Here is a 22,567-nt window from a genome sequence, read left to right on the forward strand (position 1 = left end):
GGACGGCGATCCAGTCGAGAGGGTGCTCGGTACTGTCGTGGTGCGGGGTGTCGCCCGAGTCCTCGCAAACTCGTACCGCGGGCGGTGACGCGCTCAGCCGAGGTCGAACGCGCCGTCGCCCACTTCATTCACGAACGCGTTCCACGACTCGGGGACGAAGGTGATCGTCGGGCCCGCGGGGACTTTCGAGTCCCGGACGGAGACCGCTTGGACTACAGGGGACTTGACCTCGACACAAGCGCCGTTTCCCGTGGAGTACGAGGACTTCGTCCAGCTCTCCGTCGCGCCCTGAAGGATTGCCATGTTCGCTCCGCTTCCGGCAAGTGGTGTGATTCGAGCCAACGTTCTCGCTGGCGTGATCGACGCTACTCGCCGACAGGGGTGCGCGAGACGGGCGTTCACTCGACCGGATGGCATATTCCATGCGACTCTTCCGTCACACGGTGCCTCTGGTGTACCGTTCCGCCGCCTCGGTCAGGCGGCGTCTCCCTGGGTGTATTCCTTGGCGATGGACGCGATGAACTGACGCGTCTGCTCCACGTTCAGGGCCTGTGCGCGCAGGTGCTCGTACATGACGCTGTACTTCTGCACGTCGTTCGCCTTCTCAAGGTAGAGGTCGCTGGTCACGCCCTCGATGTAGACGACGCTCGAGTCGGAGGTGTCGGGGAACTCCAGGATCGCGTACTGACCGTTGACGCCCGGATGCGCACCCATCTCGAACGGCAGCACCTGCACGGTGACATGGGGCCGCTGCGACAGCTCCACCAGGTGCTCGAGCTGCTCGCGCATCAGCTGCCGGCCGCCGACCTGCCGGCGCAGCGCCGCCTCGTCGATGACCGCCCACATGCGCAGCGGGTGCTCCGCGTCCCTGATCCGCTCCTGGCGGCGCAGCCGGACACTGACGCGCTTCTCGATGTCGGTCGTGCCGCTCTCCGGCAGCGCACCGGCGATGAGGGCCTCCGCGTACTGCCGCGTCTGCAGCAGGCCGGGAACGACCTGCGGTTCGTACACCCGCAGGCTGGCCGCGTCGGTCTCCAGACCGATGTAGACGCTGTACGGGATGTCACCGAAGGCGTGCCACCAGCCCTGCTGGCGGGAGTCCTTGGCCATCTGCATCAGCGAGTCGACGATCCGGTGGTCCTCGACCTCGTAGACCCCGCACAGATCACGGACGTCGCGCTGGCTGATGGAGCGGCGGCCGTTCTCCAGCCGGCTGATCTTCGACTGGGACACGAGCAGGCGCTCCGCGACCTCCTCGGCCGTCATGCCCTTCAGCTCCCGGAGCCGGCGCAGCTCCTGCCCCAATCGGCGTCTCCTGACGGTGGGATTGACGTTGGACGCCACGGGTACTGCACCTCCGACTGCGTAGCTGTGCGTATCTACTGCTGAGCAGATTGCCACCAATGGTGGTCGCTGCGCTGCCAAATGGCTACACACGCGAACGCTGCGGCTACACATACGAACGCGCGGGGCAGCCTCCTGGCTGCCCCGCGCGTTCTTCCTGCGGCTCCCGAACCGGCCGCCCAGGACGACGGTGCGGCGGTTCTGCTGCGCGGCACCGCGGTTCCGTACTACGGCGCTTTCAGCGCTCCGGTTCCGCGGTGCTGCTCCGGGGTGTCGGGTGGTGCGGTGTTGCGGTGCCGTGCTCAGTGCGCGACGACACGTGCCGCCATGCTGCTGCGGCGTGGCTGCATCGGTACAGGTCCCGGCTGGCGGCCTGCGGGGGCCGCCGGCTGGGCACGGCGCGGCTGGGCGGCCACACCGTTCTGGACGTCCATCACCGCGTGCGCGACGAGGCCGCCCATCGGGTCGTGCCTGATGAGGTCCCGCAGACGGGACCGCGAGGAACGCCCTTCGTTGCCTGGGTAGAGGTGCTTGCCGAGTCCGACCGCGTGGGCCAGTGCGGCGAGCGCCGCGGTCCGCGGGTCCGGCGGTACACCGGTGCGGATCGCACTGTCCAGCCGGGCCCTGATGTCCCGGCTGATCGCCGTGTCCGTCGCCTGGTAGCGAGTCGTCGGCAGAACTCCGCACATCTGGCCCGCCACGGCATGCACCATGCCGCACCGCTCCAGATGCGAGAGGTAAATCTGGCGCAGCCCCAGCCGGGGCCCGCCGATCCAGTGGACCGCCCGTACCGGGCTGCCGCGTCTGCGCAGCAGTTCCAGTGCGGAGTCCAGGGTCGGATCTCCTGTCGGCCGTGGCATCACCACGGCGATACGATCCCCGTCTGGGGCTATCCGTCCTGCCAGAGCCAGCTCTACTAGCTGTGCCCCGGCCAGGCCGAGGTCGAGCGACTGCGGCTGCGCTGTGGTACCCGTTGCCGGGTCCAGAGCGAGCAGCAGAAGCTCCTCCGGAAGTGTTCTGCGGCTCCTGCCCATCCATGCCTCCCCGCGTGGATGAATGACAGGGTGACCCCTCTCACATTGGTCTGTCGAGGGCGCCTGGGTGCTTTGTTAGGGAACCGATAGGTATGTCGTTCTCGTCTAGCACGGGAGCCAAGCGCTCACACAGGACACTGGTAGATGGTTCGGACACCATGGGCCCCGGCGGGCCGCCGGTTCCTGGTGTCCGTGAAGACATACGCATGGCGCAGGGCACATGACTCATGGAGGAGGCACGGTGGCGGGCGAGTCCCCCGACAAGTCGGAGCAGCGGAAGTCGTCGGGGGAGACGACTCAGGAGGAGCGCGATCCGCGTCTCACCGTGTTCCGCGGGCCGTCTCCCGAGCGCGATGCCGCGCAGGGACGAGGCTCCGGCCATGACACCTCCACGACGGCGACGGACGAGATGACGGAACGCCCGGCACCCGTGGACCAGGCGACGGCCGTCTTCAGGACCACGACCGCGCCGGAGGAGTCGGAGGCAGTCCCTTCGGGCAATGACGCACGCCTGCGCGCCGCGGTTGCGGCGTGGGTGGCGACGGCGGACGAGCCGGAGGACGGTTCGGCGGACCCGGACGGCGCGGAGAGTTCCGAAGGCTCCGGGAACTCCGAGGGCGCCGAGGGCCCGCAAGGTGGCTCTGAGGGCTCCGAGGCGCCGGAGAGCTCGGCGGGTGGCTCTGAGGGCGTCTCGCGGGACGGCGAGGCCGAGGGGGGCGCGGAGGTGCCGGAGGAGGCGCCGGCCGCCGCGGAGGCCGTTGCGGAGTCCGGCGTGGCCGCCGGCTCCGCCGGGGGTCCGGCCGGCGACGCCGCTCCCGAGGGCGACACGGCGAGCGACACCGCTTCCGCCACAGCGGCCGATGCGTCCGACGCCTCGGACGGCGCGGAGCCGGCCGACGCGGCGGCACCTGACGCCGCCGAGGACGCGGGCGCCGGCGACGCGGCGGCAGCGGAACGGCCCGAGGCGGCCGACGGCTCGTCAGACGGCGACACCGACACCGACCGAGACGCCGATCGCGAGGGCGCGCCCGGGTCCGGGAGCGCGCCGGTGTCCGCGTCCGCGCCGGTGTCCGCGTCCGCGGCGGCGGACGCCCCGTCGGGCGGCGAAGACGCCGAAGACGGCGAAGCCGAAGCCGCGGACGGTGCGGAAGCAAAGGGTGAAGACGACGCCCCCGCCGAGACCGGCGGGCAGGGAGTCGACCAGCCGACGACCATGTTCAAGGCGCTGCGACGCCCGGCGGTCGACCAGCCCACCACCGCCCTCAAGGTGCCCCCGCTTCCCGCGTCCACAGCGAAGCCGGAGTCCGGGCCGCAGTCCCGGCCGCAGCCCCGTCCGGCGTCCCGGCCCGCGTCCGGGCCGGAGCCGGAGAGGGGCGCCGAGCGCACCAGCACGTTCGTGCCGCTGCGCCGCGACGACGTACGCCCCGCACCCGCCGCGCCCAGCACGCCCAAGGCCGCCGCACCGTCCGCCCCGGCCGCGCCCGCGCCGGCCACACCGGCGCAGCCGCTCCCGGCCGCGTCCGGTACCCCCGCGTCGCTCGTCGAGGCCGAGCGGACCAAGCAGCAGCCGATGCCGCCGCTGCCCCCGCTCGACCTGCTCGCCGAGCTGACGAACACGCCCCCGCCGCCGCAGACGCCCGTTCGCACGGTGGTGCGGCGCGTCAAGATCTGGACGCCGCTGGTCCTGCTCCTGTTGGTCGTCTTTGCGGTCGTACAGCTCGTACGTCCCCTTCCGGACCCCACGCTGGCGCTGTCCGCGGAGGAGACCTACACCTTCGAGGGCGGCAAGCTCCAACTCCCGTGGCCGGCGGAGGGCCAGGGGGCGGCCGAGGTCGTCGGCGTCGGCAGTCTCGGTCAGTACGGCGCCCAGAAGCCCGCTCCCATCGCGAGCGTCGCGAAGACGATGACGGCGTACGTGATCCTCAGGGACCACCCGATCACCGGCAAGCAGGTCGGTCCGAAGATCACCGTCGACAAGAAGGCCGAGGAGGAGTCGAAGGCGAAGAGCGAGTCGACGGCTCCCATCAAGGAAGGCCAGCAGTTCACCGAGAAGCAGATGCTCCAGCTGCTGATGATCCCCTCGGGGAACAACGCGGCCCGTCTGCTGGCGCGCTGGGACGCCGGCTCCGAGGAGGCGTTCGTCAAGAAGATGAACGACGCCGCCAAGGACCTCGGCATGACGAACAGCACCTACACCGACCCGAGCGGTCTGAAGGCCACCACCGTCTCCACCCCGCTGGACCAGATCAAGCTGGGCAAGGCGGTCATGGAGAACGACGTGTTCAGGGAGATCGTGAACACGACGCGGATCGAGATCCCGGGCATCGACGGCAAGATCCGCAACAACAACGACCGCGCCCTGCTGATGGACGGCGTCGGCGGCATCAAGACCGGTTCGTCCACGCCGGCCGGCGGCAACCTGCTCTGGTCCGCGAACGCCGTCGTCGACGGTGAGGTCCGGCGCATCGTCGGGATAGTGATGGGCGCGCAGGACGCTCCCGCGCTGTGGCAGAAGCTGGAGAAGGCGATCGACTACAGCGTCGCGCTGATCCCGCCGGCCCAGGAGGCCGTCACCTCGGCCGTGGTCGTCAAGAAGGGTCAGGTCGTCGGACACGTCGACGACGGCCTCGGCGGCCGCACGCCCCTCGTCGCCACCAAGGACCTGAAGGCCGTCGGCTGGGCCGGTCTCGAGGTGAAGGTCGAGATCGCGGAGAACGGCAGCGCGGTCCCGCACGCGGCGAAGGCGGGAACGGTCGTCGGCCAGGTGTCCGTCGGTGAGGGCGTCGGCAAGGTCAGCGCCCCGGTCGCCCTGCAGAAGGACCTGTCGGAGCCGGGCTTCGGCGCCAAGCTCACCCGCCTCGGCTGACCGTCGCGCGGGTGTCCCGGGAGACCGGGGCGCCCGCGTGCTAGCGTCCCGGGGCAACTCGGGGCGCCCGGGCAGCGTCTTGAGGAACGAGAAGCGAACAGCGAGCATCGAGGCACGGCCGGCCGGGAGGACGACGGCGGAGCAGGACAGGACGGGGAGAGCCGCAGTGACCACCGCTGAGCCGACACGGGCGGACGGCAGCAGCAGCACCCGTGGCAGGACCGTGGGTGCGGCCGGCGGCGATCGGCCCGCCGTCGGCGCCTCGGCCGCCGCCCGGGACAAGGCCGGCGTCGCCGTCGGCACCGGTCCGCGAATCCCGCTCCCTTCGAGGTCGCCCGAGCCCCGCCGAGCAGCGATCCCCGCGCCCGGCCGTTTCGCGGGCGTACGCGACCGCCTCTCACGTCACCCCGTCGCCCTCGCGACGGCCGCAGCCGCCTTCGTGCACCTGCTCTGGTTCTTCTTCTTCGCCAACAGCGGCGGCGACATCGCGGCCCAGGACGCCTGGGCCGAGTTCGTCGGCCGTCATCCCGACTCGGCGTACAACCTCGCCTGGTACGGGGGCATGCACCCCGTCTCGTACAGCGTGGTCTCCCCGTACCTGATGTCGGTGCTCGGCGTGCGGACGACGATGATCCTCGCGGGTACCGTGTCGGCCGCGCTGACCGCGCTGATGCTGGTGCGGGTACGTGCCGTGCGCAATCCGGTGGCGTGCTCCCTCGTGGGCGTCTTCGCGTTCCTGTGCAACGCGCTGTCCGGCCGGGTCACCTTCGGCCTCGGCATGATGTTCGCGCTCGGCGCGGTCGGCGCCGTCTTCTGCTGGCCGCACCATCTGCGCCACTACCGCTGGGCGAAGGCCGCCGTCGCCGCGCCGCTCGCCGGTCTCGCCACCGCGGCGAGCCCCGTCGCGGGCCTGTTCCTCGGCGTGGTCGCAGCGGCGCTGTTCCTCAACGGCCGCCGTCCCGGGGCGTACGCGATCGGCCTCACGCCGGTGCTGGTCGTGGCGCTGTCCGCGTGGCTGTTCCCGTTCTCCGGCACCCAGCCCATGTCGATCTGGTCGACGTCGCTCCCGTTCGTCTACGGCGTCCTCGTGCTCTTCCTCGTACCGAAGGAGTGGCGCACCGTCCGCACCGGCGCCGCGGTCTACGCCGTCGGCACGCTGCTGACATGGGCGATCGACTCGCAGATCGGGTCCAACGTCTCCAGGCTGCCGATGCTCTTCGCGGGCGTGGTGCTGCTCGCCGCCCTGCCGTACACCGTGCCGGGTTCCCGCAAGTGGTACGCCGTCGTCGTCGCCGTCATAGGGCTCAACACCTGGATCGGCTACAAGGGCGTGGACGACATCGTCCGTACGGCCCCGACGGCGTCCTGGAACCGTGAGCTCGCGCCGCTGATCAACCGGCTCCAGGAGGTGAACGCCGAGCGCGGCCGGGTCGAGGTCGTGCCGGCGAGCAGCCACCGGGAGGCCTCCGCCCTCGCCCCGTACGTCAACCTGGCCCGCGGCTGGAACCGCCAGGCCGACATGAAGCGCAACCCGCTCTTCTACGACAAGAAGAAGGTCCTCACCTCCGCGGACTACCGTGCCTGGCTGGATCGTTGGGCCGTGCACTACGTGGTGCTGCCCAAGGGGGCGCCGGACTCGAGCGGGGCCGAGCAGGAGGCGGAGCTCGTACGCGCGGGGCAGCCGTATCTGACCCGTATCTGGGGCGACGCCAACTGGCAGCTGTTCGCGGTCGAGAACCCGACGCCGATCGCGGAGCCGCCGGCGACCGTGGACCACGCGGGCGCGGGGGAGCTGACCATTCATGTGAAGAACGCGGGCCGGGTGCTGATCCGCGTCCCCTACTCGCCGTGGCTGAGCCTGGTGGACGGCGAGGGCAAGGGCGTCGAGGGCCCGCAGGAGACGCCGGAGTCGCAGGCGCGCGAGGACGGACCCAGGAGTTTCGTCAACACCAACGGCTGTCTGCTGAAGGCGGAGGAGGACACGGAGGGCGACGAGTGGACCGAGCTCCTCGCCCCGCGGCCGGGCACCTACCGGCTCGCGGCCCCCTACCAGTTCCCCCGCGGAACGCCGTGCCCCGACGAGCTCCGCTAGATCCTTTCGCCCTTACCCGCGTTAACACCTACCTGACGTTCCGCTGCTCGTGCATAGTGGACGCGCTCGGCATACCGATCGGTCGGTCCACTGATGCAGGTGCGAATACATGGCGTGCGAACAATGCGGCGGCGACGGCACACGGGCCCTGCCCGGTACGAACTGCCGGACGTGCGGGGCGGGTGGTGACACGGCCGGGCGCGAACCGGCCGGCCACCCCGGCCACGGACGGCCGGCGGGACGGGCCCTGCCCGGACGCCTCCTCCTGCTCTCCCGCAGGAACAAACTCCTGCTGACAGGGGCGGTTGTGGTGGCGGTGGCCGCCCTGACCGTCTCGGCCGCGGACCTTTACGGGGACACCTCGCAGGCCTCGGAAGCCTCCCGCGGCGGCCCGGCCGGCGGTGCGGGCGACGACATCGGCGATCTGGGCGGCGCACCGCAGCGCATCGCCCCCGCGGACCCGCCGAGTGACGCGGCGTCCCCACCGCCCCGGCAGGCGACCCCGAAGCCGCCCGCGAAGGTCCGACCGCCCCAGGAGGCACGGGGACCCGCGTACTCCGCCTGGGCCGGGCCCGGTTGCACCGGAGGCGGCCTCTACAGCGAGGAGAACCGCTTCAGCGACGGCGACGACGGCTGGTACACCGTCAGCTCCGGCGGCCACCGCGGCGACGGCTGCGACGGCCGCTTCACGGCGGTCCCCATGTCCGGCAGGAGCACCAAGGACAGCGGCGGCAGAGCGACATGGTCCTGGTACGTCGGCAGCGGCTACGACACCTGCTCGGTCGCCGTCGTCGTACCCGCCGGCCCGCGCGATCAGGACGTGGCGGGCCGCCCCACCACGTACAACGTGCTGTCGGACCCCGACGACCCGGGCAGCGTCGTCAAGGTCTTCGAGATCGACCAGACCGAACTGCGGGGCAGCGGACTGGTCGTCGAGAAGGTGCCGGTCCACGACCAGCGGCTGACCGTCCAACTCGTCGACAGGGGCGTGGACCGGGGGGAGGGCGAGCGCACCGGAGCGCACCACGCGGCGGCGCAGATGCGGGCGGAATGCCGCGCGTGAGCCCTCTCGCCGAACGAAACCACCCCTTGCCCACGGGCGGGCACGGCAGTGCTGCATAGTGTCCGTCATGCTTTGTGAGGGATGCAGACCCGACGGCCGCGCGTGCGAGGCGTGCGCGGTGCCCGGCGCTCGGACACCGGGCCGTCACCGGGCCCCGTCACGCCCGAAGGTGCTGCTCGGCCTCTGCGCCGTACTCGGGGCGGGGGCGCTGCTCGGCGGCGCGGCGCTGATGCTCGGCGACGGCGGCGGCGAGACCGTGGGGGAGCCCGCGCCCGTGGCCGACATCGAGGTCGGCGGACGTCCCAACCTGATCACCCCGACGGACCGGCCGTCGCCCACCCCGAGCGACCCCGGCCCCTCGTCCGCCGAGGGCGGGCCGCCCGTCTCGTCCCCGGCCTCGTCCCCGGGCACGTCCTCGGCCCCGGCGTCCTCCTCGGCCTCGACCCCGGCCACGGCCACGGCTTCGGCGCTGGCCTCCTCGTCGCCGTCCTCCGGCAGCACCACGGCGGCCGCCACGCCGACATCCGCCCCCAGCCCGTCCGAGACCTGGCGGGACCGCGACGACTGCCGAGACGACCGCGACCACCCGGGCGGGGGCCGCTGGGACCGCGACGAGTGCTGGTGACCCGACCCGGCCCTCCGTCCGTCCCGGGCTCCCTCCGCCGGCCCCGGCCTACGACTCGTCGGGCCAGACCACGGCCTGCGCCACGACGACCCGGTCCCCGTCGAACGTGACGGCCGGCCCTTCGTGCAGCCGGTAACCAAGGGCGAGGGCCTCACTGACACGACGGCAGAACGCCGCGTCGTCGGGCCCGGTCAGAACGCGGTAGACGGGCAGGCCGTCGGGAGGTGTGCTCATGGCGCCAAGGATCTCAAAGCCCGTGCCCGCCCCGCGCCTTGGCCGTTCTGATCGGGTCGGTCCACGTCACTGGAGAATGGAGGGCAGGTAGGCGCCCTCGGGCTCGTTGTAGAGGCCGACGCTCATCAGGCTCATCAGCTGCACCACGCCGAGGCCGCTCGCCAGACACCACCGCAGCAGCAGGCTGTTGCTCGCGGGCACGAGGATGCCGGGTCCGCCGAAGGCGGGCGCGGAGGCGATCAGCGCCTGCAGGTCCGGGGTGGTCTCGGCGACGGCATGGGCGAAGAACGCCAGGTCCGTGGCGTACCCGGTCACGCGTCCTTCGCGCTCGACGACACGGGCCGTGCCCTGCTTGAGCGCATCGGCGACCTCGCCGCCACGGTCGACGCCGTGCACCTGCCGGCACAGCTCGTTGCACGCGTGGAGGTCCGCGTCCGTGGCCTCCCGGACGGGGTGTCCCGGTATCTCCCGCAGGATCGCCTCCCCTTGCACGCAGGCCACCGTCTCCCGGAACACGAAACCCATGCTCGCGTACAGCGAGAACGACCTGTTGTGGTACCCGCTCTGCAGCAACCGGATCCCCGGCGCCCCGCGCTCCGCGGCCCGGTCCATCACATCCTGCATCAGCCGTCTGCCGACACCCTGGTTCTGAACACCTGGATCGATGGTGATGGGGCCGACCCCCACGGTCGGCGAGCGCTCGTCCAGGAAGTTGCTTCCCACGATCCGCCCGTCGAGCTCGGCGACGACACTGTAGAAACCCGGGTGGGTCAGCGCCGTCTCGATCAGCGCGACACCCACATCGGGACTGGGGAAGTCCGGCGGAAAGCCGTGCTCATGAGCGATTCCGGCGAAGGCCTCGTAACAGATCCTGCCGCATTCCGCGGCGTCGTTCGCCGTACCTGGGCGCAGGACGAGGTCCACGGTCCTCATCTCCTTCGGTGCACCGCGCGGGAAGGACTGCCTCCTCCCCTCCATGCTCCGCCCGCTCCGTCCGGTGTGCAAAAAGCGAACGAGCACGCCGGTCCCGGCGGCGACGGGGCGCCGCGGCGGCCGCTCCCGTACGGGGCTGTCGGCGGCACGTACTAGCGTGCCCGCACGTCCCGCTGAAAAGTGCCCGCACGTCCGTCGACGTTCGCACGCCGCCTCGAGGAGCCACGATGCCCGCAGACACACCCGAGCCGCCCGCGAAGGATCTGCGCACCCTGATACCGGAGTACGCGGGCCTTGCCCGGGAAACCACCCTCCTCAACCCGGAGCCCGGCGACCCGGGCGTGCGGGAGAGCTCGCTGGGAGGCCGTCTGCTGTGGCCGGCGGACGAGCCCTGGCCGTACTGCGCGCAGGAAGACCACTGGACGTACGGGCCCGACCTGCGCAACCACACCGAGATCGTCCCCGGCGCGGTGCCGATGGTGCCGATCCTCCAGCTGTTCGCCCGGGACGTGCCCGGGCTGGAGTTCCCGGAGGGGAAGGACCTGCTCCAGCTGGTGTGGTGCGCGCTGATCCACGAGCAGGATCCCGGGCCGGTGATGCCGAAGCTGTACTGGCGCAACGAGGCGGAGGTGGTGGCCGGCGGCCTGCCGGCCGAGGTCCCCGTGGCGGGCGAGGGGGAGTACGACGAGGACAACATGCCGCAACCGTCCACGTTGTCCCCGGTCACGGCGGAGGACTGGCCGAGCCGGCAGGACCTGCCCGAGGACATGCGGGAGACCTGGGAACCGCGCTTCCGCCTGCCGACGGGCCACACCATGTGGCCGCCCGACTCCAACGTCATCGCGACGAAGGTCGGCGGCTGGCCCGCCTGGACGCAGCCCGCCGACTGGCCGGACTGCGAGGGCGGGCACCGCATGGAGCACCTGCTCACCGTCACCGGTGACATCCAGCTGGGCGACTGCGGCGGCGTCTACTTCTTCCACTGCCGCGAGTGCCCGGGCCTTCCGTGGGACTGGCGCTTCGACTGCCACTGACGGCACTGACGGCACTGACGGGTGAGGCCGCGCGGCCATGGAGCAGATGCGCGGTAAGAGGCTCACTTCGGCCGTCCGGAGTGCCGGTGCGACCGTCGACGCACGGTGACGACGCAGGCGAGGACGCCGAGGCCCCAGGCGATCAGGAGGGCACCCCACAGGGGCATGGTCACCATCGGGATGAGGAGGCGGATCTCGACACTCGCACGGTTCTCGAAGATGAAGACCAGAGCGATCGCGGTGACCACGGCGAACGGTACGAGGCGGCGGACGCCAGGGCGGGAAAGGAACGACTTGTGCGCCTTGTCTGTACCGGTGTAAGTCATGAGGTGTCTCTCCGTCCCGTTGCCCCCGTATCCAGCGTCAGTGCGTCCGGCGTTCCCCGGACAGGTCGTACAGGTCGCCGTCGGGCTCCACCACGCACAGGGCCCAGATGATGAAGCCGGAGATGGCGATCATGACGACGGACCACAGCGGGTAGTACGGCAGGGAAAGGAAGTTGGCGATGATCACGAGTCCGGCGATGGCAACGCCGGTGATGCGCGCCCATGTCGAGATCCTGAGCAGCCCGGCGCTGACGATCATGGCGAGCACGCCCAGGACGAGGTGGATCCAACCCCAGCTGGTGAGATCGAACTCGAAGACGTAGTCGGGCGTGGTGACGAAGACGTCGTCCTCGGCGATGGCCATGATGCCCCGGAAGACATCGAGCAGACCGACGAGGAAGAGCATCACGGCTGCGAAGGTGGTGAGACCGGTCGCCCAGCCCTGCCTCGCGTCGCGCGCCGGGCGTGTGTGTGTCGCGGTCATCTTGACCTCGTTTCATGTGTGCTTTCAGTGCGCGGAGGTACCGGCACCGGTGGGCCCCGCCTTGTCCGACGGGCTGTGACCGGCAGGACCAGCTCCTTCGCCCTGCGGAACTCCTCGTCCGTGATGGCGCCCCGGTCCTTGATCTCGGAGAGCCGGGCGAGCTCGTCGACGCTGCTGGACCGGCCGCCGGCCGCGGTCCTCCTGATGTAGGAGTTGAACTCCTCCTGCTGTGCTTGGGCCTGCGCGATCTCACGGCGACCCATGTTCCTGCCGCGGGCGATCACGTAGACGAACACGCCCAGGAAGGGCAGGAGGATGCAGAACACCAGCCAGCCGGTCTTCGCCCAGCCGCTCATTCCCTCGTCACGGAAGATGTCGGTGATGATGCGGAAGAGCAGGACGAACCACATGATCCACAGGAAGAACAGCAGCAGCGTCCAGAAGGCACCCAGCAGCGGATAGTCGTACGCCAGATAGATCTGTGCGCTCATGTCGGTCCTCCGTCCCGGGCGGAGCCCGGCAGATGTTCCGTACCGACTTCAGAGTGCTCATGGGGCGCACCGCACGACATCACCCGGCGCGGGTGAGAGTGGTGGCCGCGGCCGGCGTCCCTGCCCGGAGTGCCGCACGCGCTCACCGGGCCGCTTCGTGTTCTCGAGCGATCGGGCACGGCAGGGGCACGGTCACCTTCTGATCCGTAGCTCCAGCGGGATCGGTCAGCGGGGGTCATACCGGCTGCTGGGCGGGCCCGGAGGGACGCTACCGTGCGGGGGCGGTTACTAGGGTTGCGGTACCTGGCTGCTTGTATCGCGTGATCCAAACGGGGTGACCATGGAACGGCATGTGCTGGAATCGCTGTTGATCGGTGATGACGAGGCGTCCGTGATAGCTCTGGCCGCCCTCCGCAGAGGCGCCCCCTACTCGGTGGAGGAGCGGGTACAACCCACTGGTGCCCATGCCGGAGTCTTCAGTCGCCGACTTCAGCGCATGCGGATGCGCGGATTCGAACCTCCTGGCCTGGAGCGAGCAGTGCGGCTCATCAGGGAATATGGCCGGCCTGTGCGCACAGCGCTGATCGATCCTGACAATCGGACACGGTTCACCCTGCTCTTCCTCACCGAGGACGGCAGCGCACTCGTGGCCTGCGCCAGCTGGCCACTGCCGCTGGTTGCAAGGAAGCCACCGCTTTAGGAGTTCGAGCCATCCGAGGGCATTGGGGTCCATCCGCCTGCCGTGAGGCCATGGGCGATCGTCGACAGCTACGGCTGTGCGTAGTCGTTGATGTCAGCGTTGGATGTCAGTGTGTCTGGCCCACATGCCCGTGCCGCGCCACGGCACCGCCGAGGTGACGATCGGGGACACCGTCTACATTCTCGGCGGCGGCACGGCCGCCGCCGGGGGGTCCCCCGTCACCGTGCATCACGCCTACAGGCCGCCTCGGCCCTGGTCGGCAACTCCCGCAGCGTTCCGGGGGTGGGGGCGTGTGCCGTCCGCACCCGCGGTGGCGCCGGAGTCCTCAGGAGTGCTGCGGGTCGGCGGTGCTGCGGCCGTAGCGGGCGAGCATCGTCGTGACCGCCTCGTCGACGGCGTGGCCGACGTCGGCAGGTGCAGGGCTCCAGTCGGCGAGCAGCATCCGTGGCCACAGGACGTAGTTGGCGATCATTCCGAGGAACTGGTTGGTGGCGCTCTCCGCGTCGGGTACCACCGCGGTGCCCGCGGCGTGCTGGGCCTCCAGGTAGTGCTGGACGGAGATGAAGTAGGGCAGCTTGCCCAGCTCGAACTGAGCCCGTCCCAGTTCCGGGAAGCGCGGCAGTTCGGCGATGACGATGCGGAAGAGGGCCGCCATCGCGGGCCGGCCGATCAGGTCGGCGTACTGGCGGCCGATCGCGCTCAGGCCGGCGCGCAGGTCACCGGGCTGCGTCGCAGGCGCCGCCGGGTCCGGACCACCCTTCCAGTACTCGGTGACGATCGCTTCGAAGAGCGCCGCCTTGGTGGGGAACTGCTTGAACAGCGTGGACTTCGAGACGACTGCTTCCTGCGCGATCTTCGCCAGCGAGGTCCCGTCATAGCCCCGTTCCAGGAACAGCCTCGTGGCCGCTGTGGTGATCGCCTCGCGCTTGCGCTGAGCGAGTCGTTGATGGTGCGCGGAGAGTCCTGCGGTCATGGGCCCAGTATGAGCCATCCCGAGGCGAGTCACTTGACTCGCCACTGTGCAGATGTTTACGTGAAAGGGAGGCGAGTCGCACGACTCGCATTCGGTCGACGGGAGCACTCCCGTCGGCGTCCTTCCGTTCCCGCATGGAGAAGCACTCATGGAGACAGGCGAGATCGCATTGGTGACCGGCGGCAATCGCGGGCTGGGCCGAGCCACGGCCCAGTCGCTGGCCCGGCACGGGCTGCGCGTCATCGTCACCTACCGCGGCGACGCTCAGGAGGCCGAGGAGACGGTCAAGAACGTCCAGGAAATCGGCGCCACGGCCGCCGCACTGCAGCTGGACATCAGCGACGTGGCTTCCTTTCCCGCCTTCGTCTCCCACCTGGCCGCGCAGTTGGAGCGCTGGGACGCGACCCGGCTGGACGTCCTGGTCAACAACGCTGGGGTCGGGCTGTTCGGACCACTGGAAGCGGTCACGGCGGACGACTACGACGCGGTGATGGACACCAATGTGCGCGGCACGTTCTTTCTCATCCAGGCGCTTGCACCCGTGCTGGTCGACGGGGGGCGGATCATCAACGTCTCATCCTCTCTCAGCCGCCACACCAGTGCCGGCACCTCGGTCTACTCGGCTTCCAAGGCGGCGGTCGAGGCCCTCAGCCGGACATTGGCCGTGGAGCTGGGGGCACGCAAGATCCGCGTCAACGCCATCGCGCCGGGGCCGACCGCCACCGACTTCAACGGCGGCGCCATGCGGGACGACGCGCAGATGCGCGAGGGCCTGAGCGCGCAGACCGCGCTCGGCCGCGTCGGCGAACCGCAGGAGATCGGCGACGCCATCGCCGCGCTCGCCTCCGAGGACCTGCGATGGGTCACCGCCCAGCGCCTCGAAGTGTCCGGCGGCGCCCTGCTGTAGGTACCCCCGCCCACCCCGTGTGTCCCGCCCCTCACCTGGCAGAACCGGGAGGTGGCACAGTGAGCCGTTTCCAGCCTGACGGTGCTGGCCGCGTGTCGGACAGATCGGTGGAACGACGAAGCTCCTGGTAGACGGGTTCTCGACCAAGATTTCGCTGCCCGGCGAGGGGAGATCGGGACCCGACGGCGTCGGCTGACCGCCAACCGTCAGGCTCTCCTTGCCCTGGCCCGACGTTCGGCGCTTCGTCGTCCAGCTGGAGAACAAGACCACCGCGGCCACCGCCAAGGAATCGCACCGGGTGCTGCGCACCGCCCTGACGGCGGCCTGCCGCGAGGAGCTGTCACCCGCAACGTGGCGAGCCTCGTCGAGCCGCCGCGGGCAAAGTCCCGGGAGATGAGTCCGTGGTCCCTCGACGAGACGCTGGACTTCCTCGCTGCCGCTCGAAAGGACCCGCTGTACGCGGCCTTCGTCCTCGCCATCGCCATGGGCCTGAGGCGGGGCGAGATCATCGGTCTCCGCTGGGTCGACGTCGACCTGGACAAGCGCGTGCTCTACGTCCGCCAGCAGACCCGGCGTCGGCGCGGCGTCCTCTACAACGACGACCCCAAGGGCCGCCGCCGCCAAGCTGCGCGCGGGGGAGCCGTGGGATGAGGGCGGCTATGTCTTCGCCACCCGGAACGGCCGACCGGTCGAGCCGCGCAATGTGTACCGGTCCTTCACCCGGGTCGCCGACTCTGCCGGCCTTCGCGTCATCCGGCTGCACGATGCCCGGCACGGCTGCGCCACCCTGCTCACTGCTGCCGGGGTCGCTCCTCGCGTCGTGATGGAGATCCTCGGGCACAGCCAGATCAGCATCACCATGGACGTGTACACGCACGTCGTCCAGGACACGCAGCGCGAGGCGATCAGTCACATGGACCGCCTGCTCAAGAGGCCGCCTGGCCGTGAGTGACCGCCCCCGTTGATGTCAAAAGCTGATGTCAAAGGCCCCGGACCATGATCGGTCCGGGGCCTTTGCGCTGGTGCCCCCGGCAGGATTCGAACCTGCGACACCCGCTTTAGGAGAGCGGTGCTCTATCCCCTGAGCTACGAAGGCGTGGATCTCGGCCGAGATCCGGCGACTAGCCTAGCGGATAAGGGATACGCCCTGGCAACATTCGCGTTTACGCAGGTCAGAGGCGTTCTGGCATGACATGTGAGCACGGCGGGTCCGCCCGCCCCGGGCCGGGCGTACGGCCGGCAGTGCCCCACCCCGGGCGGGTGGGGAAGCAGCCCGCGGCCCCGCGCCACCTCCCGCACCCCGCCCGGCCTGCGAGCGCCGCGCCCGGTCCGCGCCCCCTCCCGCCCCCCGCCCCCGCCCCCGGCCCCGGAATCCCGGCCCGTTCAGCCCGAGGCGTACAGCTCCTCGATGTCCGCCGCGTACGCCTTCACGATCGCGCCCCGTCGCAGCTTGAGTGACGGCGTCATCAGGCCGTCGTCCATGCTGAACTCGTTCGGGAGGATCCGGAACGCCCGGATCGACTCGGCCCGGGACACCGCGCTGTTCGCCATGGTCACGGCCCGCTGGATCTCCGCGTGCAGTTCCTTGTCGATCGTCGCGCCCGCGGGGAACGACAGCTGCTTTCCGCGCAGTTGGTACCAGTGCCTGGACGCCTCCGGGTCGAGGGTGATCAGGGCCGCGATGAAGGGCCGGTTGTCGCCGACGACCAGGCACTGGGAGATCAGGGGGTGCCGGCGCAGCCGGTCCTCCAGGATCCGGGGGCTGACGCTCTTCCCGCCGCTCGTGACGATGATGTCCTTCTTGCGTCCGGTGATCACGAGGTAGCCGTCGTCGAGCCATCCCACGTCGCCCGTCGCGAGCCAGCCGTCGCGCAGGACGGACCCGGTGGCCACCGGGTCGTTGTGGTAGCCGGCGAAGACGACGTCGCCGCGGACCCAGATCTCCCCGTCCTGGGCGATGTGCACAGCGCAGCCCGGCAGCGGTCTGCCGACGGTGCCGAACCGGGGGCGCCCCGGCGGCTGGCTGGTCACCGCGGCGGTGGTCTCCGTGAGCCCGTACCCGTCGTGGACGGTGATCCCGGCGCCGTCGAAGAACAGGCCGAGCTCCCGGTCGAGGGTCGAGCCGCCGGACGTGGCGTGCCGGACCCGGCCGCCCAGGACCGCCCGCAGCCGCCGGTACACCAGGCGGTCGTAGAGCGCGTGCCTGGCCTTGAGCATCCGTCCCGGCCCCGGCCCCTCTCCGGTATCCCGCCGCTGCACCTCCTCGGCGTAGCGCACCGCCGTGTCGACGGCCTTGTCGAACAGCTCGCCCCGCCCGGCCTGTTCGGCCGCCCGGCGCGCCTTGTTGAAGATCTTCTCGAAGATGTACGGCACGGCGAAGACGTAGGTCGGCCGGAAGGACGCGAGGGCGGACAGCAGCGCGTCGGGCGTGAGGTCGGGCTGGTGTCCCAGCCGGACGCCGCCCCGCATACAGGCCACCTGCACCATCAGCCCGTAGATGTGCGACAGCGGCAGGAAGGCGAGGATGCACGGCTGCTCGCCCGGCTCGGCGAGGATGTCCTTCCAGCCCGTGTAGAGGGTGTCGCACTCGACCGCGAGGTTGGCGTGGGTGATCACGCAGCCCCTGGGCTGCCCGGTGGTGCCCGACGTGTACGTGATGGCGGCGACCGACCTCGGCCCCACCGCCCGGCGGTGACGGTGCACCACCGTCTCCGGGACGTGCCGGCCCCGCTCCGTCAGCCGCTCGACGCAGCCCGAGTCCAGCTGCCACATCGCGCGGAGCAGCGGCAGCCCGTCGCAGGCGGCCCCCACCGTCATGGCGTGGTCCTCGTGCTCGACCACGATGGCCACCACCTGGGTGTTCGACAGGATCCAACGGACCTGGTCCGCGGAGGAGGTGGGGTAGACGGGCACGACCTCGGCGCCTATCGACCACAGCGCATAGCTGAACAGGGTCCACTCGTAGCGGGTCCGCGACATCACGGCCACCCGCTCGCCGAGCCGTATGCCCTCGGCCAGCAGGCCCTTCGCCAACCCCACCACCTCGTCCCGGAATCGGGACGCGGTCACCGGGACCCACTCGTCGCCGCCCGGCCCACCGGTGCGCCGGGACAGCTGTAACAGCTCGGGGGTGCGCTCGGCCACTTCGAACACCGAGTCGGCAAGGCTCCCCGTCGCCAGGGTCTCCACCAGCGGCGGAAGGCTGAAGTCGCGCAAAGTACCCCCTTGATGAGCCACCGCCGCGCCGTGTTTCGCGGCGGGGCAGGGGCGCAAAGTACCGGCCATTCACGTGGCTGCCTAGGGTCTTGACCCGTCTCGCTCGCATGCGCGAATAAGTCCGGGTTCCGACAGTACGTCGGGAGTGGGACACCGGTCGGCGGCCGAGGCGGACGGGCCGGTCGGGAGGGCGGGGCAGGAGGGCGGCCGGCGCTTGACGGGGTCCGAGGAGCGGCATAGCGTCGCGGACGTACTGAGCATGCGCTTAGGAAGGCCGCCCGTGTCGCACTCGTACCCCGAAGCCTCCCTCACCGCTCCCGGTGCTCCCTTCGAAGTCGTACGGGGCGAGGACGGCGGGCTGATCTACGCGAACGGGCCCCGCACCCTGCTGGAGTTCGTCGAGGCGACGTGGGCGTTCGGGGACCGGCCGTTCCTCGTGGCGGAGAGCGGGACGTACACGTACGGGGAGTTCTTCGCCGCCGCCTCCGCCCTGGCCCGGCGGTTCGCGGACGTCTACGGACTGCGGCCCGGGGACCGGGCGGCCGTCGCGATGCGCAACCACCCCGAGTGGCAGATCGCCTTCTGGGCGGCGCAGCTCGCCGGCCTCGTCGCCGTCCCGCTCAACGCCTGGTGGACCGAGGAAGAGCTGACCTACGCGCTGGACGACTGCACGCCGCGCGTGCTGCTCGTGGACGGTGAGCGGCTGCCGCGCGTCGAGGAGTGGCGCAAGCGCAACGGCGTGCGCTGCGTCGTCTTCCATGACGACGCACACCGCGAGGGACACGGCGACGGGCCTGCGGACGGCGGTGTCGAGCGGTACGAGGACCTGGCCGCGCCGGACCCGCTCGCCGCGCCGCCCGCCGTCGACGTCGCCGCGGAGGACGACGCGACGATCATCTACACGTCGGGAACCACCGGCCGCCCCAAGGGCGCCGTCGCCACGCACCTCGCGCAGGCCGGTGCCGCCCTGCACCCCCGCTACCACGCGGCGGCGGCCGCGCTGGCGCGCGGTGAGCTGCCCGGGCAGGGGCCCGCGCCGGTCGTCCTGATGACGTTCCCGTTCTTCCACGTGGCCGCGTTCACCACGCTGTACTCGATGATGGGCGTCGGCGGGACGCTCGTACTGATGCGGAAGTGGGACGCGGAGAAGGCGCTCACGCTGATCGAGGAGCACGGGGTCACGCACTACTCGGGCGTGCCGACGACGGCGCTCCAGCTCCTCGACGCCGCCGAGCGCACCGGCTCCGGCCTGACGACGCTCGCCCACCTCAGCACGGGCGGCGCGGCCGCCCCGCCCGATCTGGTGACCCGGCTGACCGCCCGCTACGGGCACCGGATCGAGCCCCGCAGCGGTTACGGACTGACCGAGACGTGCGGAGGTGTGCTGGCCAACTCCGGGGAGGCCTACCGCGGCGACCCTCGCAGCGTGGGCCGGCCTTCGCCCGCCACCGAGGTGCGGATCGCCGGAGCGGACGGTGAGCCGCTCCCCGAGGGCGCGGTCGGCGAGCTGTGGCTGCGCGGGCAGTCGCTCGTACGCGGCTACTGGCGCGACGAGCCGGCCGGCGCGGCCGCCTTCCAGGACGGCTGGTTCCGGACCGGGGACCTCGCGACGGTGTGCGAGGGCCGCGTCCGGATCGTCGACCGGATCAAGGACATGGTGGTCCGGGGCGGCGAGAACGTGTACTGCGTCGAGGTCGAGGCGGTGCTGCACGACCATCCCGACGTCGCCGACGCCGCGGTGCTGGGCGTGCCGCATCCGGTACTGGGCGAGGAGGTCGCGGCCGTCGTCCGGCCTCGTGCCGGCGCCACGGTCACCGCCGAGGAGCTGCGGGAGTACGTCGGCGGGAAGCTGGCCGCCTTCAAGGTGCCCGCCCACGTCCTGCTGCGGGACGAGCCGATCCCGCGCAACCCGACGGGCAAGATCCTCAAGAGGGTCCTCAGGGAGACGCTTCGGAGCGCGTGATCCGCACCCGGTGGACACCGTCCTCGTCCGCGTCGAGCACCGAGATGCGTATGCCGTTCTCGCGGTCGGTGAAGGACTCGCCCGGCCGGTAGGGGGCGTCGGACAGTTCCGCGTGGATGTTGGCGCCCCGGGTGCAGCCGCCGCTGTCGCGGTCGCTGTCGGAGACGGTCACCGGGCCCTGCCCGGTGTCGACGTCGGACTTCACGCGGTAGATGAGCACCCCCGGCTCGCACACGTGGTCGTCGTTCCCGGCCCTGGTGCGGACCTCCACCGCGTAACCGGTGCTCTCGTCCAGTGGCACGACCGCCATCTTGGAGCCGCCGCGCGTGGCGAGCGGGGTGAGGGTGTACTCGGTCGTGCCGGGCGCGGCGGCGCAGCCGATCTGGCTGTTGTCCAGCCAGCCGAGCTTCCACTTGTGCCAGCCGAGCAGGTCGTTGTTGGCCCCCCAGTCCTCGGACATGATGTCCCAGTGGCCGACCGCGCCGCCGCCGCTCGCGGTGTAGAGGTCGGGCAGCCCGAAGACGTGGCCGTTCTCGTGCGGCAGGACCCGGTAGCCGGTCTCCGCGTACGACCCGGAGCCGTCGTCCTGGCGGCTGTAGACGAAGGACGTGTTGGAAAGCGGTACGCCGTCGGCGACGGGCGCCGCCTCGTTGCCGGAGAAGGTCACCGAGAGCACGGTGTCCAGCGCGGACGGACCGGCGTTCGGGGTCACCAGGACGTTGACGAGGTCGTACTGGGTGAAGTCCACCTCGGGGTCGGCGACGGAGATCAGGTCCTCGACCAGCTGCCGGTATCCCGGTTCGTACGGTGAGCCGCGCTCTATCCCGTAGGCGGCGAACGGCATCGGCATCCGCAGCCAGTCGGTGACGGGGGCGTCCGGCCGGTAGCTGAGCCGGCCGTACGAGCTGGTGGCGAACCACTGGGAGGTCTGCGGGAAGAACTCCGCGAGCCGGTCGAGGGCGGAACCGCTGCCCTTCGCGTCCGGGAAGTCGATCATCAGGTTGAGGGCGCGGACCACGCCGGTGGAGCGGGTGTAACCGGCGGGGGTGGGCAGGCCCTCCGACATCTGGACACCGATGCCGGACGCGATGCGGCAGGGGCCGAGCCCCACGGCGTCGGGCGCGGCGCTCGGCCCGGGATAGACCCGGTCGGGGGCCGGGTTCGTCGAGCTCGCCGTGGTCAGGGCGGCCAGCGCCAGGGCCGCGGAGGCGGCGAGTGAGGCGAGCCTGCCGCGTCTGCGTATCCGGTGGCGGGTCTGCTCCATGCGATCGCCTTCGGGTCCGCGGCAGCAGGCCGGGCCCTGTCTGCGCTCCGTTCGAACAGCCTGTGTCGGGCGGTGGCGGTGCGCGCGTCGGGTGGTCCGATCAGGGGGTTTTCCCGACGGAAGGCATATGTGGCTCAGGTCACATCAAGGACGGGAAATAACCGGGGATCGTTTCCCCGTTTGAACCCGTGTCTCCAATAAACGGGGACACGGTCCCCGGTTGGGGGCCGCGGGACCACCCGGGACTTCGGAGCAGAAGTTCCGGACCGCCGGCAGAGGCCTACAGGCCCACCCCGACACCCGGACCCCGCCGGCCCCGACCACCCGAAGACGGAACACGGAACACGGAAGGAAGTGGAGTCGTGAGCATCGCCGCCGAAACGCGCCGCCCGCCGCGCCCCCGGGCGGACGCCCTGCGCAATCGCGAGCGGATCGTGTCGGCCGCGCGCGAGATGTTCGTCGAGTTCGGGCCGGATGTCCCGCTCGACGAGATCGCCCGCCGTGCGGGCATCGGCAACGCCACGCTCTACCGCCACTTCCCCGACCGTGCGGTACTGATCCGCGAGGTCGTCCTCTCCGTCCTGTCCCGCACCACGGAGCAGGCGGACGCAGCGGCGGCCGAGGAGACCGACCCCTTCGCGGCACTGCGCCGCTTCGTGCACGTCGCGGCCGACGAGCGGATCGGGGCCCTGTGCCCCATGCTCTCCGGCGCCTTCGACACCGACCACCCCGACCTGCACACCGGCCGTGATCGACTCGACGCGGCCGTGCGCGGCCTCGTCGAGGCGGCGCAGGCGGCAGGCCGGATGCGCACCGACGTCGCCGTGGGCGACTTGATGGTGGCGCTCTCCCAGCTCACCCGGCCACTGCCGGGCACCGCGTGCCCGAACATGGACCGGTTCGTCCATCGTCATCTTCAGCTGTTCCTGGACGGACTCGAGGCGCCCGCGCGCTCCGAGCTGCCCGGCGCGGCCGCGACCCTGGAGGACCTGCGCACCACGTGACGCCGTGACTCCTC

The 22,567-nt window shown here is 71.0% G+C and carries 18 protein-coding genes, 1 tRNA gene and 2 pseudogenes; 9 read left to right on the top strand and 12 right to left on the bottom strand.

The window, feature by feature from the left end; all coding sequences use genetic code 11:
* Positions 1-93: 93 nt before the first annotated feature.
* The 3 genes from SPRI_RS21375 to SPRI_RS21385 form a co-directional block, all read right to left on the bottom strand.
* The gene (locus tag SPRI_RS21375; RefSeq protein ID WP_005316323.1) at positions 94-303 is read right to left on the bottom strand and encodes a DUF397 domain-containing protein; all 210 of its coding nucleotides are present in this window, start codon (positions 301-303) and stop codon (positions 94-96) included.
* A 171-nt stretch (positions 304-474) separates the two neighbouring features.
* Entirely contained in the window at positions 475-1,344 is an 870-nt protein-coding gene (locus SPRI_RS21380) for a helix-turn-helix domain-containing protein (RefSeq protein ID WP_005316325.1), read from the bottom strand.
* Positions 1,345-1,646: 302 nt separating this feature from the next.
* The gene (locus SPRI_RS21385) at positions 1,647-2,378 is read right to left on the bottom strand and encodes a GOLPH3/VPS74 family protein (protein WP_005316328.1); all 732 of its coding nucleotides are present in this window, start codon (positions 2,376-2,378) and stop codon (positions 1,647-1,649) included.
* Between the two features lie 220 nt (positions 2,379-2,598).
* On the opposite strand from SPRI_RS21385, the gene SPRI_RS21390 reads away from it, so the two are divergent.
* The 4 genes from SPRI_RS21390 (at position 2,599) to SPRI_RS21405 (ending at position 9,024) form a co-directional block, all read left to right on the top strand.
* Entirely contained in the window at positions 2,599-5,244 is a 2,646-nt protein-coding gene (locus tag SPRI_RS21390; protein ID WP_053557184.1) for a D-alanyl-D-alanine carboxypeptidase family protein, read from the top strand.
* 166 nt (positions 5,245-5,410) lie between these two features.
* A complete protein-coding gene (locus SPRI_RS21395) occupies positions 5,411-7,336 on the top strand; it encodes an MFS transporter (RefSeq protein WP_053557185.1) in 1,926 nt (641 codons plus the stop codon).
* A 109-nt stretch (positions 7,337-7,445) separates the two neighbouring features.
* Positions 7,446-8,399, top strand: coding sequence for an adhesin (locus tag SPRI_RS21400; RefSeq protein ID WP_238996240.1), 954 nt, complete (start codon positions 7,446-7,448; stop codon positions 8,397-8,399).
* Between the two features lie 118 nt (positions 8,400-8,517).
* The gene (locus SPRI_RS21405) at positions 8,518-9,024 is read left to right on the top strand and encodes a hypothetical protein (protein WP_158685184.1); all 507 of its coding nucleotides are present in this window, start codon (positions 8,518-8,520) and stop codon (positions 9,022-9,024) included.
* Positions 9,025-9,072: 48 nt separating this feature from the next.
* Here the strand turns inward: SPRI_RS21405 and SPRI_RS21410 are convergent, their stop codons facing one another.
* Together SPRI_RS21410 and SPRI_RS21415 are read right to left on the bottom strand one after the other, a co-directional pair.
* Positions 9,073-9,258: a DUF1737 domain-containing protein gene (locus tag SPRI_RS21410; protein ID WP_005316342.1), complete on the bottom strand. Its 186-nt coding sequence runs from the start codon at positions 9,256-9,258 to the stop codon at positions 9,073-9,075.
* Between the two features lie 66 nt (positions 9,259-9,324).
* Positions 9,325-10,191: a GNAT family N-acetyltransferase gene (locus tag SPRI_RS21415; RefSeq protein ID WP_037774421.1), complete on the bottom strand. Its 867-nt coding sequence runs from the start codon at positions 10,189-10,191 to the stop codon at positions 9,325-9,327.
* 227 nt (positions 10,192-10,418) lie between these two features.
* On the opposite strand from SPRI_RS21415, the gene SPRI_RS21420 reads away from it, so the two are divergent.
* The gene (locus tag SPRI_RS21420) at positions 10,419-11,225 is read left to right on the top strand and encodes a DUF1963 domain-containing protein (protein ID WP_005316348.1); all 807 of its coding nucleotides are present in this window, start codon (positions 10,419-10,421) and stop codon (positions 11,223-11,225) included.
* A 62-nt stretch (positions 11,226-11,287) separates the two neighbouring features.
* Here SPRI_RS21420 and SPRI_RS21425 read toward each other — a convergent pair whose 3' ends face one another.
* The 4 genes and pseudogenes from SPRI_RS21425 to SPRI_RS21440 all read right to left on the bottom strand — a co-directional run bounded on the left by SPRI_RS21425 (position 11,288) and on the right by SPRI_RS21440 (position 14,199).
* Positions 11,288-11,551: a hypothetical protein gene (locus SPRI_RS21425; RefSeq protein ID WP_005316351.1), complete on the bottom strand. Its 264-nt coding sequence runs from the start codon at positions 11,549-11,551 to the stop codon at positions 11,288-11,290.
* A 37-nt stretch (positions 11,552-11,588) separates the two neighbouring features.
* On the bottom strand, positions 11,589-12,035 hold the full coding sequence (locus SPRI_RS21430) for a DUF7144 family membrane protein (RefSeq protein ID WP_005316355.1): 447 nt from the start codon (positions 12,033-12,035) through the stop codon (positions 11,589-11,591).
* Positions 12,036-12,059: 24 nt separating this feature from the next.
* Positions 12,060-12,526: pseudogene (locus SPRI_RS21435) on the bottom strand (PLDc N-terminal domain-containing protein).
* A gap of 1,025 nt (positions 12,527-13,551) precedes the next feature.
* Positions 13,552-14,199: a TetR/AcrR family transcriptional regulator gene (locus SPRI_RS21440; RefSeq protein WP_005316364.1), complete on the bottom strand. Its 648-nt coding sequence runs from the start codon at positions 14,197-14,199 to the stop codon at positions 13,552-13,554.
* 148 nt (positions 14,200-14,347) lie between these two features.
* Between SPRI_RS21440 and SPRI_RS21445 the strand changes: the two genes are divergently transcribed.
* Both SPRI_RS21445 and SPRI_RS21450 read left to right on the top strand, forming a co-directional pair.
* Positions 14,348-15,106 carry an SDR family NAD(P)-dependent oxidoreductase gene (locus tag SPRI_RS21445; protein WP_005316368.1) on the top strand — a complete coding sequence of 253 codons (759 nt, stop codon included), beginning with the start codon at positions 14,348-14,350 and terminating at the stop codon, positions 15,104-15,106.
* A gap of 214 nt (positions 15,107-15,320) precedes the next feature.
* Positions 15,321-16,058, top strand: a pseudogene (locus tag SPRI_RS21450) (tyrosine-type recombinase/integrase); the annotation flags it as partial.
* Between the two features lie 68 nt (positions 16,059-16,126).
* On the opposite strand, the gene SPRI_RS21455 reads toward SPRI_RS21450, so the two are convergent.
* Positions 16,127-16,202, bottom strand: a tRNA-Arg gene (locus tag SPRI_RS21455).
* A gap of 287 nt (positions 16,203-16,489) precedes the next feature.
* Positions 16,490-18,322 (bottom strand): AMP-dependent synthetase/ligase, encoded by a 1,833-nt coding sequence (locus SPRI_RS21460; RefSeq protein WP_005316371.1) that lies wholly within the window; start codon positions 18,320-18,322, stop codon positions 16,490-16,492.
* Between the two features lie 280 nt (positions 18,323-18,602).
* Here SPRI_RS21460 and SPRI_RS21465 point away from each other — a divergent pair, with 280 nt between their 5' ends.
* Positions 18,603-20,285 (top strand): class I adenylate-forming enzyme family protein, encoded by a 1,683-nt coding sequence (locus tag SPRI_RS21465; RefSeq protein WP_053557187.1) that lies wholly within the window; start codon positions 18,603-18,605, stop codon positions 20,283-20,285.
* Here SPRI_RS21465 and SPRI_RS21470 read toward each other — a convergent pair.
* Entirely contained in the window at positions 20,260-21,549 is a 1,290-nt protein-coding gene (locus SPRI_RS21470; protein WP_005316379.1) for a M6 family metalloprotease domain-containing protein, read from the bottom strand. The genes SPRI_RS21465 and SPRI_RS21470 overlap by 26 nt on opposite strands.
* Before the next feature lie 362 nt (positions 21,550-21,911).
* Between SPRI_RS21470 and SPRI_RS21475 the strand changes: the two genes are divergently transcribed.
* Positions 21,912-22,553, top strand: a complete 642-nt coding sequence (locus tag SPRI_RS21475) for a TetR/AcrR family transcriptional regulator (RefSeq protein WP_005316383.1) — start codon at positions 21,912-21,914, stop codon at positions 22,551-22,553.
* The last annotated feature ends 14 nt before the right edge of the window (positions 22,554-22,567 follow it).

Source organism: Streptomyces pristinaespiralis (assembly GCF_001278075.1).
Classification (GTDB): domain Bacteria; phylum Actinomycetota; class Actinomycetes; order Streptomycetales; family Streptomycetaceae; genus Streptomyces; species Streptomyces pristinaespiralis.